This is a genomic window from Enterobacter sp. JUb54, from assembly GCF_014298075.1.
Lineage (GTDB): Bacteria > Pseudomonadota > Gammaproteobacteria > Enterobacterales > Enterobacteriaceae > Klebsiella > Klebsiella lignicola.
In genome coordinates, this window is the sequence record NZ_CP060418.1 from 3,318,580 (window position 1) to 3,335,180 (window position 16,601).

A 16,601-nucleotide genomic window follows, 5' to 3' on the forward strand; every position below is an offset into this window, starting at 1 on the left:
TCACAGGCCTACATCCGGCAGCACAGGACGCGTTGCCAGCGCCTGTTCCACAATCTTCACGACCTGCTGACGGGTTTCCCCTTCCAGCGCCAGACGTGGCGGACGGGTCACCTCGCTACCACGGCCCAGCAACGCTTCGCACAGCTTGATGCACTGCACAAGGTCCGGACGCGCATCGAGATGCAGCAGCGGCATAAACCAACGATACAGCGCCATCGCTTCGTCATAGCGTTTCTGCACGGCAAGACGGAACAGCGTCTCGCCTTCGCGTGGGAAGGCATTCGACATGCCGGAAATCCACCCTTCGGCTCCCACGGCAATGCTCTCCACCACCACATCGTCGAGACCGGCAAACAGCACGAAGCGGTCGCCCACGGTATTACGCAGGTCGATGAAGCGGCGGGTATCGCCGGAGGAGTCTTTGAAGCAGACGATGTTGTCGCAGTCGGCCAGGGTGGCGAGGATGTCCGGCGTCACGTCGTTTTTGTAAATCGGCGGGTTGTTATAAACCATAATCGGCAGGTCGGTGGCGGAGGCCACGCTGCGGAAATGGGCGGCGGTTTCATGCGGTTTTGATGAGTAGACCAGCGCTGGCATCACCATAATCCCGTCGACGCCCACCCGCTCAGCCTCTTTCGCCATCTTCTGGGCAAAGGCGGTGGTGAACTCCGCAACGCCGGCGATCACCGGGATTTTGCCGCCCGCGGCATCCTTCGCCACTTCGATAATCTGCAGTTTTTCTGCGGTGGTCAGCGAGGTGTTTTCGCCGACGCTGCCGCACACCACCAGCCCGGACACGCCGTCTTTGACCAGGTTTTTCATCACCGCATGGGTGGCGTCTAAATCGAGGGAGTAATCTTGACGAAACTGCGTGCTGACTGCCGGAAATACGCCGCTCCAGTGAATCGCTTTATTGCTCATGCTCGGTTCCTTGTCGTCATTTTGTTAAGTCGAAGTGAATGAATGGTGAATTTTCACTGACAGATTGACGTTTCATGGACCCGGCGGCTTGTCGGTTTTCTTCCAATACGATGACGAAATTAGCACAATCGCTAAAAGTGTGAGCCGGCGATTACCCCGCCAGCGTCAGGCGGAAATCACGCGGCGTGGAGCCGGTCATCGCCTTAAATTGACGGCTGAACGCGCTGTGATCGGTATAGCCACACTGCAGCGCAATGTCGGTAATTGGCGTCTCTCCCGCCAGCAGTTCGGTGGCTTTTTCGAGACGAACTTTGTGGATCATCTGCCGGGGCGTGAGGTGAAAGATCCGTTTGCAGTAGCGTTCGATCTGCGCCACCGACATGCCACTTAATCCCGTCAGCTCCTCCATTGAGATCGGTCGATGATAGTGGCGGCGAATATGATCGTCGACGATCGCCAGCCGCTGCCACGCCGGATGGCGGGCATGCGCTTCCTGCAGATCGTGGGAGATCCCCGCCATACCGATCACCTGGCCGTGAATATCGCGCAGCGCCAGCTTTTGCGTCATGCACCAGCCGCGCTCGCGCCCGTTATAGAGGTGCATTTCCAGCTGGTCGCGCAGGGTCACGCCCTCTTTGAGCACCCGCAGATCCTGTTCGGTATAGCCCTGCCCCAGCGCCGATGGAAAGACGTCGGCCGAGGTTTTACCCAGCAGCGAGGTGACGCTTTTAAAGCCGCAGCGGCGGGCCAGCGTCAGGTTTGCCAGCAGATAGCGCGCCTGGGCATCTTTGATGAAAAAAACCACGTTGGGGATCGCATTCAACAGCGGCGCGATTAGCGCCAGCGCATTGAGCAATGCCGGCATATTTTCCGGACGTTGACGCGCCAGCCCTTCACAAATCTGACTCAGCTCATCGACGGCCAGATCCGTCGTGTCAGCCGGAGCAGACTCCGGTGCAGCAGCAGTAACGCAGAACATAAGACTTCCTCATGGCGGGTGACGGGAGGATATTTATTCACATACCAGTAACACATCAAGCAGCAACACCGCGTTTTGCGATCCTGACTGCGGATTCTGCTTTCCCCTTAATACGTCGCTGGCGTTCTGACGACTTTCGGTTTACCACAGCATTAAGTGAATGATTAATAATAAATAATTATAATTACCACGAGTAAGCAAGCACGGTGATTATGCTAATTTCGTCATTTTCTTTGATGAAAGCGCTCAAGCAGGAGACGGAATGTTGCGCCAGCATGATGAAACATACTGTTAACTTTCGGAGCGCATCATGACTGTGCCACGCCACGCTATTGAACTCAGGGCCATCGATTCTCATACCGGCGGCGAGCCGACCCGGCTGATTGTCGACGGCTTTCCGGACCTCGGCGACGGCAGCATGGCCCAGCGCCGCGAACGCTTTGCCCGCGACTTCGACCACTGGCGTCAGGCCGTTATCCTTGAGCCGCGCGGCAACGATGTGCTGGTCGGCGCGCTGCTGTGTAAACCCGTCTCTCCCGAGGCAACGGCAGGCGTGATTTTCTTCAACAACGCCGGTTTCCTGAACATGTGCGGGCATGGCACCATCGGGCTTATCGCCTCGCTGGCGTGGCTTGGGCGGATCCAGCCCGGCACGCATCTGATTGAAACGCCGGTAGGCAACGTCAGCGCCACGTTGCATGAAGATGGCAGCGTATCGGTGGAAAACGTCCCGGCCCGGCGCTGGAAAAAACAGATCAGCCTCAGCACCGCGGTGGGGACCGTCACCGGCGATATCGCCTGGGGCGGCAACTGGTTTTTCCTCATCAACGATCACCCTTTTACCCTCGAACCGGCACAGATCCCGGCCCTCACCGATTATGCGTGGGCGGTACGTGAAGGGCTGGAGGCCGCCGGGATCCGCGGCGATGACGGCGGCGAGATCGACCATATCGAACTGTTTGCCGACGACGCCGAGGCCGATAGCCGCAGCTTTGTGCTCTGTCCGGGGAAAGCCTGGGATCGCTCGCCCTGCGGCACCGGAACCAGCGCCAAGCTGGCCTGCCTGGCAGAGGACGGCAAGCTCCAGCCCGGTGAACGCTGGCATCAGGCCAGTATTATCGGCAGCCAGTTTAGCGCCCACTATGCCCGTCGCGACGGCGAGATTATTCCCACGATCCGCGGTGCAGCCTGGGTGTGTGGCGATACGCGCTTGATCCTCAACCCGGACGATCCCTTCTGCTGGGGGATCGTGCCGTGAACCACTGCGATGTCATCGTGATCGGCGCCGGGATCGTCGGCGCCGCCTGCGCCTGGCAGCTGGCGAAACGCGGGCAGAGCGTGATCCTGCTTGACGATCGCCAGCCTGGAGCCACCGCGGCCGGCATGGGACATCTGGTGTGTATGGACGACGATCCCGCCGAACTGGCGCTCTCCGCCTGGTCGCTGGCGCGCTGGCGCACCCTGACTCCGCGAATGCCCGAGCGCTGCGCCTGGCGCGGCTGCGGTACTTTATGGCTGGCGGAAACAGCGCAGGAGCTGGAGATTGCCCGGGAAAAACAGCGGCGCATGGCGGAATACCAGGCCGCCAGCGAAATGCAGACGCCCGCACAGCTGATGCAGCGCGAACCGCAGCTGCGAGCAGGATTGCACGGCGGGCTGTGGGTTCCCGGCGACGGCATCGTGTATGCCCCCGAAGTCGCCCGCTGGTTTATTGCCGACGCCGGAGACAACCTGACCTGCCTGACAGAAGGCGCCACAGAGCTCGACGAACCGACGGTGGTGCTGAGCAGCGGAAAACGGCTGCGGGCCGCGGCGATCGTGGTCGCCTGCGGGCTTAACGCCAACGCGCTGCTGGCGGAAAACTTGCTGCGGCCCAAGAAAGGCCAGCTGGCGATCACCGACCGCTATGGCCCGTTGCTCCACCACCAACTGGTCGAACTGGGCTACGGCGCCAGCGCCCACGGCGGCGGCACCTCGGTGGCGTTCAACGTTCAGCCGCGGCCCACCGGCCAGCTGCTGATCGGCTCGTCGCGACAGTTTGATACCACAGAACGCCAGCTCGATTTACCGTTGCTGGCGCAGATGCTCAACCGCGCCAGGCACTTCCTGCCGGCGCTGGGCGAGCTCAATATTATCCGCTGCTGGAGCGGCTTTCGCGCCGCCTCCCAGGATGGCAATCCCCTGATTGGCCCGCACCCGACGCGCCGCGGAGTGTGGCTGGCGCTGGGTCATGAAGGGCTTGGCGTCACTACCGCGCCTGCCAGCGCAGAGCTGCTCGCCGCCCAGCTGTTGGGCGAACGCTGCCCGCTCGCCCCGGACGCCTGGCTGCCGGAGCGCCTGCTGAAGAAAGAGGCTATCGCATGAGTGAAACTATCCCGGTGGTGATTGAAGGCGAGCGCTATGAAGTGCCGCCAGGCATCAGCGTCGCGGCGGCGCTGGCGTTAACTGCAGATCCCACCACCCGGGTGGCCGTCGGCGGTCAGTCCCGCGCCCCTTTTTGCGGCATGGGCATTTGCCAGGAGTGCCGGGTGACCGTCAACGGGCGGCGGATGCTGGCCTGCCAGACGCTGTGCCAGCCGGAAATGACCATTGAAAGGAGTCCCCATGCACACGCTGCGTTGTGACATATTAATTCTCGGCGGCGGACCGTCAGGCCTGGCCGCCGCGCTGGCAGCCGCCTCCTGCGATAAACAGGTGGTGATCCTCGACGATAACCCGCTCCCCGGCGGGCAAATCTGGCGCGATGGCCCGCAGGTCGCCCTTCCCGCCCTGGCGCATCGCTACCGTGCGGCCGTTGCCGCCGCGCCCAACATCACCATGCTGAACGGCGCCCGACTCATCGCCCGTCCGTCAGCCTGCAGCGTGCTGTTTGAAACCGCAGAGACCAGCGGGATTGTTGAGTGGCAAAAACTGATCCTCTGCTGCGGGGCGCGGGAGCTCTCGCTGCCGTTCCCCGGCTGGACCTTACCCGGCGTCACCGGCGCCGGCGGACTGCAGGCGCAAATCAAACATGGCCTGACAGTCCAGGGCCAGAAGGTGGTGATCGCCGGCAGCGGCCCGCTGCTGCTGGCGGTGGCCAACACGGTGACCAACAGCGGCGGCGAGGTGCAGCAGATCGTCGAGCAGGCTGAGCTCAGCGCGTTGGTGCGTTTTGGCGCGGGCCTGTGGCGCTGGCCGGAAAAACTCAGCCAGCTGGCGACGCTCGCCCCGCGGCGCTATCTCAGCGGCGGCCAGGTGATCCGCGCTCACGGAGAGACGCAGCTGGAAGCGGTGACGCTGCGCCACTGGGGAATTGAGCGGACGATCCCCTGCCAACGGCTGGCGATCGGCTATGGCCTGGTGCCTAATATTGAAACCGCGCTGCTCTTCGGCTGTGCGGTTGCCGACGACGCCGTTGAGGTCAATTGCTGGCAGCAGACCAGCGTCGCGGCGATCTATGCCGCCGGCGAATGCACCGGCTTTGGCGGCAGCGAACTGGCGTTGATCGAAGGTGAAATTGCCGGCTATGCCTGCGCCGATGCCGGTGAGCAAGCCCAGGCAGGCTTTGCCCGCCGCGCACGCTGGCAGCGCTTTGCCGACGCGGTAAACCGCACTTTTGCCCTGCCGGACAGCCTGAAAAGCGCCGCCACCGCGGATAGCCTGCTGTGCCGCTGCGAGGATGTCCGCTGCGGCGAAGTGGCCGATGCCGAAAGCTGGCAGCAGGCCAAGCTGAGCCGCCGCTGCGGCATGGGCGCCTGTCAGGGCAGAACCTGCGCGGCCTCCGCCCGCTGGCTGTACGGCTGGCCGTTACCGCAGCCGCGAGAGCCGCTCTCTCCCGCCCGAGCCGAAACGCTGATTGCGTTAGCCGGACACCGCACCGAACGCTGACCTACTCCTCTTCGTCACCGCGCCCGGCCTGCTGACCGCCGCCGAGCGCAATAAACTCCTCCAGTAACCCGGTCAGTTGCTGCATTTTTTCCCGGGTGAACTGGGCTTCAATCTGGCGGTAAGCCTCTTCTACCTGCGCCTGCGCGCTTTCGTACAGCTTGTTGCCCGCCGGCGTCAGCGACACGTACAGCTTGCGCTGATCGTTAACCGGCTTGAGGCGCAGCACCAGGCCGTCACGCTCCATGCGGGTCAAAATACCGGTCAGGCTCGGGCGCAATATACAGGCGCGAAACGCCAGATCGTGAAAGTCCATCGACGGGTTTTCCGCGAGGATACGCACAATACGCCACTGTTGTTCGGTGAGATTATGGCGTTTGACGATCGGCCGGAAATGGCCCATCGCGGCTTCCCGCGCCTGCAACAGCGCAATGGTTAACGAATCATGCATTACATATCCCCACGGTCACACACTCAATTCTATTAATAAGTTAATAATTAGCGCCTATCCTGCCATGACGCAACCGGTTTCTGCACCTGAAAAGTACCAGCCTTCGGCGTTAAATTTTATAACAATATGATTATAAACAAATAAAATTTTCAAGTGTAAATTTATTGTTAATCAGATCACAAAACATTCACTTCTGTTTGCCAAACCTTCTCACAAGGAATAAAAGTTGATCATTAACATATTAATGAATGACACTTAGCATCCGACATCCGTACCAGAGGAGTGGTGAATGAAAGGTACTATCTTCGCCGTTGCGCTCAACCATCGTAGCCAGCTCGACGCCTGGCGCGATGCGTTCCAACAGGCCCCTTACAAAACGCCGCCGAAGACCGCGGTCTGGTTTATCAAACCTCGTAATACCGTGATTGGTAGCGGCGAGGCGATCCCACATCCACAGGGCGAAACCGTGCAGAGCGGCGCCACCGTGGCGCTGATTGTCGGCAAAACCGCGCGCCAGGTTCCCGTTTCTGAAGCCGCGGCGTTTATCGCCGGCTATGCCCTGGCCAATGACGTCAGCCTGCCGGAAGAGAGCTTCTACCGCCCGGCGATCAAAGCGAAATGTCGCGATGGTTTCTGCCCGATCGGCGCTCTGGCCCCGGTACACAACGTGGACAATCTGACCATCGTCACCGAAATCAACGGCCGCGAAGCGGACAGCTGGAACACCGGCGATCTACAGCGTAACGCCGCCGAACTGTTAAGCGCGTTGAGCGAGTTCGCCACCCTGAACCCCGGCGATGCCATTCTGATCGGCACCCCACATACCCGCGTGACGCTGCAGCCAGGCGACCGCGTCCGGATCCTCGCCGCAGGATTTCCAACGCTGGAAAACCCGGTGGTCGCAGAAGGAGAGCTGGCATGAAACAGGCACGTATTGAATGGCAAGGCCAGCGCTACGACGTCCAGGTTGATGAACGTGAGCAGGTGCGCCTCAGCGATGGCACCCTGCTGCAGGCAGGCGAATTCCGTTGGCTGCCTCCCGCTGACGGCACCCTGTTCGCGCTGGGTCTGAACTATGCCGATCACGCCAGCGAGCTGGAGTTTACGCCGCCGGAAGAGCCGCTGGTCTTTATCAAAGCGCCGAACACCTTTATCGGTCATCAGCAAGAATCGGTGCGCCCGGACAACGTCGAGTACATGCATTACGAAGCCGAACTGGTGGTGGTGATGGGTAAAACCGCGCGCCACGTCAGCGAGGCTGACGCCATGGACTACGTCGCCGGCTATACCGTCTGCAACGACTACGCCATCCGCGATTACCTGGAAAACTACTATCGTCCGAACCTGCGGGTGAAAAGCCGCGATACCTTAACCCCTATCGGGCCGTGGATCGTGGCGAAAGAGACGATCCCGGATCCGCATAACCTGACCCTGCGCACCTGGGTCAACGGCGAACTGCGCCAGCAGGGCACCACGGCGGATCTGATCTTCAGCGTCCCGTTCCTGATCGCGTACCTGAGCGAATTTATGACCCTGCAACCCGGCGACATGATCGCCACCGGCACGCCGAAAGGGCTGTCCGATGTGGTGCCGGGTGACGAGGTGATCGTCGAAGTCGAAGGCGTCGGCCGTCTGGTCAACCGCATCATCAGCCAGCAGGCGTATGAGGAGAAGCTGTCATGAAAAAAATAAACCATTGGATTAACGGCAAAAATGTCGCGGGCACCGAGTATTTCCATACCACCAACCCGGCGACCGGCGAAGTGCTGGCGGAAGTCGCCTCCGGCGGTGAAGCCGAAGTAAATCAGGCCGTGGCCGCCGCCAAAGAAGCGTTCCCGAAATGGGCTAATCTGCCGATGAAAGAGCGCGCGCGTCTGATGCGTCGTCTGGGGGATCTGATCGATCGCGACGTCCCGGAGATCGCGGCCATGGAAACCGCCGACACCGGCCTGCCGATCCATCAAACCAAAAACGTGTTGATCCCGCGCGCGTCGCACAACTTCGAGTTTTTCGCCGAAGTGTGCCAGCAGATGAACGGCAAGACCTACCCGGTTGACGACAAGATGCTCAACTACACCCTCGTGCAGCCGGTTGGCGTGTGTGCGCTGGTGTCGCCGTGGAACGTGCCGTTTATGACCGCCACCTGGAAGGTTGCCCCGTGCCTGGCGCTGGGCAATACCGCCGTGCTGAAGATGTCCGAACTGTCGCCGCTGACCGCCGATCGTCTGGGCGAGCTGGCGCTGGAGGCAGGTATTCCGGCCGGCGTGCTTAACGTGGTGCAGGGCTACGGCGCCAGCGCTGGCGATGCGCTGGTCCGTCACCATGACATCCGTGCCGTGTCGTTTACCGGCGGCACCGCCACCGGGCGCAACATCATGAAAAACGCCGGGCTGAAAAAGTATTCGATGGAGCTGGGCGGCAAATCACCGGTGCTGATTTTTGAAGATGCCGATATCGAGCGCGCGCTGGATGCCGCGCTGTTCACCATCTTCTCGATCAACGGTGAGCGCTGCACCGCCGGCTCGCGCATTTTCATTCAGCAGAGCATCTACCCGGAGTTCGTTAAACGCTTTGCGGAACGCGCTAACCGCCTGCGGGTCGGCGATCCGACCGATCCGACGACCCAGGTCGGGGCGCTGATCAGCCAGCAGCACTGGGAGAAAGTCTCCGGCTACATCCGTCTGGGGATCGAAGAAGGCGCCACTCTGCTGGCCGGCGGCCCGGACAAACCGTCCGACCTGCCTGCCCATCTGAAAAACGGCAACTTCCTGCGCCCGACGGTGCTGGCGGATGTCGATAACCGGATGCGCGTCGCGCAGGAAGAGATTTTTGGCCCGGTAGCCTGTCTGCTGCCGTTCAAAGACGAAGCGGAAGGACTGCGCCTGGCAAACGACATTGAGTACGGCCTGGCCTCCTACATCTGGACTCAGGACATCAGCAAGGTTCTGCGCCTGGCGCGGGGTATCGAAGCCGGCATGGTGTTCGTCAACACCCAGAACGTCCGCGATCTGCGCCAGCCGTTTGGCGGCGTGAAAGCCTCCGGTACCGGTCGTGAAGGCGGCGAGTACAGCTTTGAGGTGTTCGCCGAAATGAAGAACGTCTGCATTTCCATGGGTGACCATCCGATCCCGAAATGGGGCGTGTAACCGTCATCCGTCGAGCCGCGTCAACGTTGACTGCGGCTCAAACTATTCAGGTTATGTAAGGAGAACACCGCATGGGAACATTAGCCTTAGCTGCCAAAATCACTCACGTGCCGTCGATGTACCTCTCAGAACTGCCGGGGAAAAACCATGGTTGCCGTCAGGCGGCCATCGACGGTCATAAAGAAATTGGCAAGCGCTGCCGCGAAATGGGCGTCGATACCATTATCGTTTTCGATACCCACTGGCTGGTTAACAGCGCCTACCACATTAACTGCGCCGACCATTTTAAAGGCGTCTACACCAGCAACGAACTGCCGCACTTTATCCGCGACATGACCTATGACTACGACGGTAACCCGGAGCTGGGTCAGCTGATTGCTGACGAAGCGGTCAAGCTGGGCGTGCGCGCCAAAGCGCACAACATCCCCAGCCTGAAGCTGGAGTACGGCACCCTGGTGCCGATGCGCTACATGAACAGCGATAAACATTTCAAAGTGGTGTCGATCTCCGCGTTCTGCACCGTTCACGATTTTGCCGACAGCCGCAAGCTGGGCGAAGCCATCGTCAAGGCCATCGAACAGTACGACGGGACCGTTGCGGTATTCGCCAGTGGCTCGCTGTCGCACCGCTTTATCGACGACCAGCGCGCCGAAGAAGGGATGAACAGCTACACCCGCGAATTTGACCATCAGATGGATGAACGGGTGGTGAAGCTGTGGCGTGAAGGCAAGTTCAAAGAGTTCTGCACCATGCTGCCGGAGTACGCCGACTACTGCTACGGCGAAGGCAATATGCACGACACGGTGATGCTGCTTGGGGTGCTCGGCTGGGATAAATACGACGGCAAGGTGGAGTTTATTACCGACCTGTTCGCCAGCTCCGGCACCGGCCAGGTCAACGCCGTGTTCCCGCTTCCGGCCCAGGCGTAAGGAGCCTTTATGCCGCACTTTATCGCCGAATGTAGCGACAACATCCGCGAACAAGCCGATTTACCCGGCCTGTTCGCCCAGGTGAACCAGGCGCTGGCCGCCACCGGCATCTTCCCGATTGGCGGGATCCGCAGCCGCGCCCACTGGCTGGATACCTGGCAGATGGCCGACGGAAAGCACGATTACGCCTTTGTGCACATGACCTTGAAAATCGGCAGCGGGCGCAGCCTGGAGAGCCGACAGGAAGTAGGCGAAATGCTGTTTGGGCTGATCAAAGCCCACTTCGCCGCCCTGATGGAAAGCCGCTATCTGGCGCTCTCCTTCGAGATTGAAGAGCTGCACCCGACGCTGAACTACAAACAGAACAACGTGCACGCGCTCTTTAAATAGCGCCCGAAGCCGGTCCCGGCGGCGATTCGCCGGGCTACCCGATGATGCCCATTTTCCGGTAATGCTACAGGAAGCCACTATGCTCGATAAACAGACCCGCACGCTGATCGCCCAACGGCTGAATCAGGCCGAAAAACAGCGTGAACAGATCCGCGCGATCTCCCTGGATTACCCATCGATCACCATTGAGGACGCTTACGCCGTCCAGCGCGAGTGGGTCGAGATGAAGATCGCCGAAGGCCGGGTGCTCAAGGGCCATAAGATCGGCCTGACCTCCAAAGCGATGCAGGCCAGTTCGCAAATCAGCGAACCGGACTACGGCGCGCTGCTCGACGATATGTTCTTCCACGACGGCAGCGATATTCCTACCGACCGCTTTATCGTGCCGCGCATTGAAGTTGAACTGGCTTTCGTGCTGGCGAAACCGCTGCGCGGGCCGAACTGCACGCTGTTCGACGTCTATAACGCCACCGATTATGTGATCCCGGCGCTGGAGCTGATCGACGCCCGCTGCCACAACATCGATCCTGAAACCCAGCGCCCACGCAAAGTGTTCGACACCATCTCCGATAACGCCGCCAACGCCGGGGTGATCCTTGGCGGTCGGCCGATTAAACCCGATGAGCTGGATCTGCGCTGGATCTCCGCGCTGATGTATCGCAACGGAGTCATCGAAGAGACCGGCGTTGCCGCAGGCGTGCTGAATCACCCGGCCAATGGCGTCGCCTGGCTGGCGAATAAGCTGGCAGCCCACGACGTTCAGCTGGAAGCCGGGCAGATTATCCTCGGCGGCTCGTTTACCCGTCCGGTACCGGCGCGCAAGGGCGACACCTTCCACGTCGATTACGGCAACATGGGCGCGATTAGCTGCCGCTTTGTGTAAGGGGAAAGAGATGAACAACACCTTTAAAGAAGCGCTCCAGGCCGGGCGCCCGCAAATCGGATTGTGGCTGGGGCTGTGCAGCAGCTACAGCGCCGAGCTGCTGGCCGGGGCCGGATTCGACTGGCTGCTGATCGACGGCGAACACGCGCCAAACAACGTTCAGACCGTACTGACCCAGCTCCAGGCCATCGCGCCTTACCCCAGCCAGCCGGTGGTGCGCCCGTCGTGGAACGACCCGGTGCAAATCAAACAGCTGCTGGATGTTGGCGCGCAAACCCTGCTGGTGCCGATGGTACAAAACGCTGACGAAGCGCGGCTGGCGGTGAAAGCCACCCGCTATCCACCAGCCGGTATTCGCGGCGTGGGCAGCGCCCTGGCGCGGGCTTCCCGCTGGAACCGTGTCCCGAACTATCTCCAGCAGGCCAACGATGCCATGTGCGTGCTGGTGCAGATTGAGACCCGCGAGGCGTTAAAAAATCTACCGCAGATCCTCGACGTGGAAGGGGTCGACGGGGTGTTTATCGGCCCGGCGGATCTCAGTGCCGATATGGGATTCGGCGGCAACCCGCAGCACCCGGAAGTACAGGCGGCCATTGAAAGCGCCATCGTCCAGATTCGCCAGGCAGGCAAAGCCCCGGGCATTCTGATGGCAAACGAGCAACTGGCAAAACGCTATCTCGAACTCGGCGCGCTGTTTGTCGCCGTTGGCGTAGATACCACCCTGCTGGCCCGCGGTGCAGAAGCGCTGGCGGCACGCTTTATCGACGCAGCAACCACCACAACCGATAACAATAAATCCGTCTATTAAACGGATAATGTGGAGCGCATTATGACAACCTCAACCCTGCAAAATAGTGAGAATAACGCCCCCGAACAACGGGTGATAAAGAAGCTGTTCCGTCGTCTCATTACGTTCCTGTTTGTGCTCTTTGTCTTCTCGTTTCTCGACCGTATCAACATCGGCTTCGCCGGCCTGACGATGGGCAAAGACCTCGGTCTGACCTCCACCATGTTCGGCCTTGCCGCCACGCTGTTTTACGTCACCTACGTGATGTGTGGGATCCCCAGCAATATGATGCTGGCGAAGGTCGGCGCTCGCCGCTGGATCGCCGGGATCATGGTGGTGTGGGGGATTGCCTCAACCTGTACGATGTTCGCCACCAACCCGCATACGCTTTATCTTCTGCGGATGCTGGTGGGCATTGCCGAGGCCGGTTTCCTGCCGGGGATCCTCGTCTATCTGACCTGGTGGTTCCCGGCCTATCACCGCGCCCGCGCTAACGCCCTGTTTATGATAGCGATGCCGGTGACCATGATGCTCGGATCAATCCTCTCGGGCTATATTCTGGCGCTCGACGGCCTGTGGAACCTGAAGGGCTGGCAGTGGCTGTTCCTGCTGGAAGGGCTACCGTCAGTGGTGCTTGGCGTCGTCACCTGGTTCTACCTGAACGATACCCCGGATCAGGCCAGCTGGCTGGATCAGGAGGAGAAGCAGGCGCTGAAAACCATGATTGAGCGCGAGCGGGAAAGCGCCACCGTGCTGCCGACCTCGGGCCGCTCGACGCTGCGCGAAGTGCTGACGCCGGCGGTGCTGATGTACACCCTCGCCTACTTCTGCCTGACCAATACCCTGAGCGCGATTAATATCTGGACCCCGCAGATCCTGCAAAGCTTCAACACCGGTAGCAGCAACATTGTGATCGGCCTGCTGGCGGCGATCCCCCAGTTCTGTACCATCTTCGGGATGCTGTGGTGGAGCCGGCGATCCGACCGGCGTAAAGAGCGCAAGATGCACACCATCCTGCCCTATCTGTTCGCCGCTGCCGGCTGGCTGCTGGCCTCTGCCACCAACCACAGCCTGGTTCAGCTCATCGGCATCATCATGGCGTCCGTCGGCTCCTTTACCGCGATGGCGATTTTCTGGACCACGCCGGATCGGGTGATTAGCCTGCAATCCCGGGCGGTGGCGCTGGCGGTGATCAACGCCATCGGCAACATTGGATCCGCCGTCAGTCCGCTGTTGATCGGCATCCTGCGCGACACCACCGGCAGCTTTAGCTCCGGGCTGTGGTTTGTCGCCGGACTGCTGATCGTCGGTGCGCTGGTGCTGACCAGGATCCCAATGAGCCAGCGGGATGATGCCGCGGCGGCGGCCGGACTTGCCGCACAGAAAAGCCATTAAGGAGTACGTATGTGCCAGCCCTCCATCGCGAATATCGATATCAACAAAGATTACGATGAGAGTCTGGGGACCGAAGACGTGCACTACCAGTCGTTTGCCCGTATGGCGGCCTTTTTTGGCCGCGATATGCAGGCGCATCGGCACGATCGGTACTTTCAGATGCATTTTCTCGATACCGGGCAGATTGAGCTGCAGCTCGACGATCACCGCTACTCGGTGCAGGCGCCGCTGTTTGTCCTGACGCCGCCGTCGGTGCCGCACGCGTTTATCACCGAGTCCGACAGCGACGGGCATGTGTTGACGGTGCATGAGGATCTGATCTGGCCGCTGCTGGAAGTGCTCTACCCCGGCACCCGGGAAGCCTTCGGCCTACCGGGTATGTGCCTGTCGCTGGCCGATAAACCCGATGAGCTGACGGCGCTGGCGCACTACTGGCAGCTGATTAAACGCGAGTCGACGTCACAGCTGGCCGGGCGTGAACATACTCTGGCGCTGCTGGCGCAGGCGGTGTTCACGCTACTGCTGCGCAACGCCCGGCTCGACGATCATGCCGCCAGCGGGATGCGCGGCGAACTGAAGCTGTTTCAGCGTTTTAACCAGATGATCGACAGCCACTACCACCAGCACTGGACGGTGCCGGACTATGCCAATGAGCTGCATGTCACCGAATCAAGGCTGACCGATATCTGCCGCCGCTTTGCCAACCGGCCGCCAAAGCGGCTGATCTTCGACCGTCAGCTGCGCGAAGCTAAACGGCTGCTGCTGTTTTCCGATAGCGCGGTCAACGAGATTGCCTGGCAGCTCGGCTTTAAAGACCCGGCCTATTTCGCCCGCTTTTTTAACCGCCTGGTGGGCTGCTCACCGAGCGCGTACAGAACGCAAAAAGTCCCGGTATCTTAAGACCCCCCGGAGGCGGTGCTGCGCACCTGTCCGGGCTACCACCGATGCCAACTCCGGGGGAAATGTCCCGGATGGCGGCCTGCGGCCTGATCCGGGCTACCTACCAGTACCAGTCCGTAGCCCGGTCAGCGCAGCGCCACCGGGGAAAACAGGGGCCTCCAGGCTGAAAACATCGCCTGGATCACAGAACCAAACCCAGCCTGAAAAGTACCTGCCGTTGACCCAAAAGTCTCTTCACGAAACCGCGTTTAACCGCTTCAATTGAACAACAAAAACAATACATAAATTTAACATTTTATCCCCTGAAAGCGTTCGGCTACCGCCACTCTACGGCGTCCGACGCAGGACGGGAGATTCCGATAAATACTGAAGAGGCCCCTATGAAACCTGAAGATTTCCGCGCAGACGCTAAACGCCCGTTAACCGGTGAAGAGTACCTGAAGAGCCTGCAGGACGGCCGCGAAATTTATATCTACGGCGAGCGCGTCAAGGATGTCACCACGCATCCGGCATTCCGCAACGCCGCTGCCTCCGTCGGACAGTTGTACGACGCCCTGCACAAACCGGAGCTGCAGGATTCGCTGTGCTGGAACACCGATACCGGTAGCGGCGGCTATACCCATAAATTCTTCCGCGTGGCAAAAAGCGCCGACGACCTGCGCCAGCAGCGCGACGCCATCGCCGAATGGTCCCGCCTGAGCTACGGCTGGATGGGCCGCACCCCGGATTACAAAGCCGCCTTCGGCTGTGCTCTCGGCGCTAACCCGGCGTTTTACGGCCAGTTCGAGCAGAACGCCCGCAACTGGTACACCCGCATTCAGGAAACCGGCCTGTACTTTAACCACGCGATCGTCAACCCGCCGATCGACCGCCATAAACCCGCCGACGAAGTGAAAGACGTCTACATCAAGCTGGAAAAAGAGACCGACGCCGGGATCATCGTCAGCGGCGCAAAAGTGGTGGCCACCAACTCGGCGCTGACCCACTACAACATGATCGGGTTTGGCTCTGCTCAGGTGATGGGTGAGAATCCGGACTTCGCCCTGATGTTCGTCGCCCCGATGGATGCCGAAGGCGTGAAGCTCATCTCCCGCGCCTCTTACGAGATGGTCGCCGGCGCCACCGGATCGCCATACGACTATCCGCTCTCCAGCCGTTTTGACGAAAACGACGCGATCCTGGTGATGGATAAAGTGCTGATCCCGTGGGAAAACGTGCTGATCTATCGCGACTTCGATCGCTGCCGTCGCTGGACCATGGAAGGGGGCTTTGCCCGTATGTATCCGCTGCAGGCCTGCGTGCGTCTGGCGGTCAAACTCGACTTTATCACCGCCCTGCTCAAGCGCTCTCTGGAATGTACCGGCACCATGGAATTCCGCGGCGTGCAGGCCGACCTCGGGGAAGTCGTCGCGTGGCGCAATATGTTCTGGGCGCTGAGCGACTCGATGTGTTCAGAAGCCACCCCATGGGTGAACGGTGCCTGGCTGCCGGATCATGCGGCGCTGCAAACCTACCGCGTGATGGCGCCGATGGCCTACGCCAAGATCAAAAATATCATCGAGCGTAACGTCACCAGCGGCCTGATCTACCTGCCTTCCAGCGCCCGCGATCTGAATAACCCGCAGATCGACCAGTACCTGGCAAAATATGTCCGCGGCTCTAACGGTATGGATCACGTCGAACGTATCAAGATCCTCAAACTGATGTGGGACGCCATCGGCAGCGAATTCGGCGGCCGTCACGAACTGTATGAAATCAACTACTCCGGGAGCCAGGACGAGATCCGCCTGCAGTGCCTGCGTCAGGCACAAAGCTCCGGCAATATGGACAAAATGATGGCCATGGTCGACCGTTGTCTGTCCGAGTACGACCAGCACGGCTGGACGGTGCCGCACCTGCACAACAACTCTGATATCAATATGTTGGATAAGCTGCTGAAGTAATTCGCAGCAGGAG

General features: G+C 60.4%; 17 protein-coding genes. 14 read left to right on the plus strand and 3 right to left on the minus strand.

Features of this window, described 5'->3' with window-relative positions; translation table 11 throughout:
- Positions 1-921: a dihydrodipicolinate synthase family protein gene (locus tag HF679_RS15285; protein WP_123757640.1), complete on the minus strand. Its 921-nt coding sequence runs from the start codon at positions 919-921 to the stop codon at positions 1-3.
- Between the two features lie 151 nt (positions 922-1,072).
- Entirely contained in the window at positions 1,073-1,900 is an 828-nt protein-coding gene (locus HF679_RS15290) for an AraC family transcriptional regulator (RefSeq protein WP_123757641.1), read from the minus strand.
- A 310-nt stretch (positions 1,901-2,210) separates the two neighbouring features.
- Here HF679_RS15290 and HF679_RS15295 point away from each other — a divergent pair, with 310 nt between their 5' ends.
- From HF679_RS15295 to HF679_RS15310, 4 genes are read left to right on the plus strand one after another with little or no spacing between them, the layout of a single operon-like run.
- Positions 2,211-3,158: a 4-hydroxyproline epimerase gene (locus HF679_RS15295; protein ID WP_123757642.1), complete on the plus strand. Its 948-nt coding sequence runs from the start codon at positions 2,211-2,213 to the stop codon at positions 3,156-3,158.
- A complete protein-coding gene (locus tag HF679_RS15300) occupies positions 3,155-4,264 on the plus strand; it encodes an NAD(P)/FAD-dependent oxidoreductase (RefSeq protein ID WP_187042184.1) in 1,110 nt (369 codons plus the stop codon). Before HF679_RS15295 ends, HF679_RS15300 begins: the two co-directional genes overlap by 4 nt.
- On the plus strand, positions 4,261-4,524 hold the full coding sequence (locus HF679_RS15305; protein WP_154144440.1) for a 2Fe-2S iron-sulfur cluster-binding protein: 264 nt from the start codon (positions 4,261-4,263) through the stop codon (positions 4,522-4,524). Before HF679_RS15300 ends, HF679_RS15305 begins: the two co-directional genes overlap by 4 nt.
- Positions 4,505-5,767 carry an FAD/NAD(P)-binding oxidoreductase gene (locus HF679_RS15310; RefSeq protein WP_187042185.1) on the plus strand — a complete coding sequence of 421 codons (1,263 nt, stop codon included), beginning with the start codon at positions 4,505-4,507 and terminating at the stop codon, positions 5,765-5,767. The genes HF679_RS15305 and HF679_RS15310 overlap by 20 nt, the downstream gene beginning before the upstream one ends.
- A 1-nt stretch (position 5,768) precedes the next feature.
- Here the strand turns inward: HF679_RS15310 and hpaR are convergent, their stop codons facing one another.
- The gene (gene hpaR / locus HF679_RS15315) at positions 5,769-6,215 is read right to left on the minus strand and encodes a homoprotocatechuate degradation operon regulator HpaR (protein ID WP_123757646.1); all 447 of its coding nucleotides are present in this window, start codon (positions 6,213-6,215) and stop codon (positions 5,769-5,771) included.
- Positions 6,216-6,504: 289 nt separating this feature from the next.
- Between hpaR and HF679_RS15320 the strand changes: the two genes are divergently transcribed.
- The 10 genes from HF679_RS15320 (at position 6,505) to hpaB (ending at position 16,588) form a co-directional block, all read left to right on the plus strand.
- Positions 6,505-7,137 carry a fumarylacetoacetate hydrolase family protein gene (locus tag HF679_RS15320; RefSeq protein WP_154144435.1) on the plus strand — a complete coding sequence of 211 codons (633 nt, stop codon included), beginning with the start codon at positions 6,505-6,507 and terminating at the stop codon, positions 7,135-7,137.
- Complete coding sequence (locus tag HF679_RS15325) at positions 7,134-7,898, plus strand: fumarylacetoacetate hydrolase family protein (RefSeq protein ID WP_123757648.1); 765 nt, start codon at positions 7,134-7,136, stop codon at positions 7,896-7,898. Before HF679_RS15320 ends, HF679_RS15325 begins: the two co-directional genes overlap by 4 nt.
- Positions 7,895-9,361, plus strand: a complete 1,467-nt coding sequence (gene hpaE / locus HF679_RS15330) for a 5-carboxymethyl-2-hydroxymuconate semialdehyde dehydrogenase (RefSeq protein ID WP_123757649.1) — start codon at positions 7,895-7,897, stop codon at positions 9,359-9,361. The genes HF679_RS15325 and hpaE overlap by 4 nt, the downstream gene beginning before the upstream one ends.
- Before the next feature lie 71 nt (positions 9,362-9,432).
- Entirely contained in the window at positions 9,433-10,290 is an 858-nt protein-coding gene (gene hpaD / locus HF679_RS15335; RefSeq protein WP_123757650.1) for a 3,4-dihydroxyphenylacetate 2,3-dioxygenase, read from the plus strand.
- 9 nt (positions 10,291-10,299) lie between these two features.
- Entirely contained in the window at positions 10,300-10,680 is a 381-nt protein-coding gene (locus HF679_RS15340; RefSeq protein ID WP_123757651.1) for a 5-carboxymethyl-2-hydroxymuconate Delta-isomerase, read from the plus strand.
- Positions 10,681-10,759: 79 nt separating this feature from the next.
- Positions 10,760-11,563, plus strand: a complete 804-nt coding sequence (gene hpaH / locus HF679_RS15345; RefSeq protein ID WP_123757652.1) for a 2-oxo-hept-4-ene-1,7-dioate hydratase — start codon at positions 10,760-10,762, stop codon at positions 11,561-11,563.
- A 10-nt stretch (positions 11,564-11,573) separates the two neighbouring features.
- Positions 11,574-12,371, plus strand: coding sequence for a 4-hydroxy-2-oxoheptanedioate aldolase (gene hpaI, locus HF679_RS15350; protein ID WP_123757653.1), 798 nt, complete (start codon positions 11,574-11,576; stop codon positions 12,369-12,371).
- 21 nt (positions 12,372-12,392) lie between these two features.
- Positions 12,393-13,745 (plus strand): 4-hydroxyphenylacetate permease, encoded by a 1,353-nt coding sequence (hpaX, locus tag HF679_RS15355; protein ID WP_123757654.1) that lies wholly within the window; start codon positions 12,393-12,395, stop codon positions 13,743-13,745.
- A 9-nt stretch (positions 13,746-13,754) separates the two neighbouring features.
- Positions 13,755-14,645 (plus strand): 4-hydroxyphenylacetate catabolism regulatory protein HpaA, encoded by an 891-nt coding sequence (gene hpaA / locus HF679_RS15360; protein ID WP_123757655.1) that lies wholly within the window; start codon positions 13,755-13,757, stop codon positions 14,643-14,645.
- A 380-nt stretch (positions 14,646-15,025) separates the two neighbouring features.
- Positions 15,026-16,588, plus strand: a complete 1,563-nt coding sequence (gene hpaB / locus HF679_RS15365; protein ID WP_123757656.1) for a 4-hydroxyphenylacetate 3-monooxygenase, oxygenase component — start codon at positions 15,026-15,028, stop codon at positions 16,586-16,588.
- Positions 16,589-16,601: the final 13 nt, after the last annotated feature.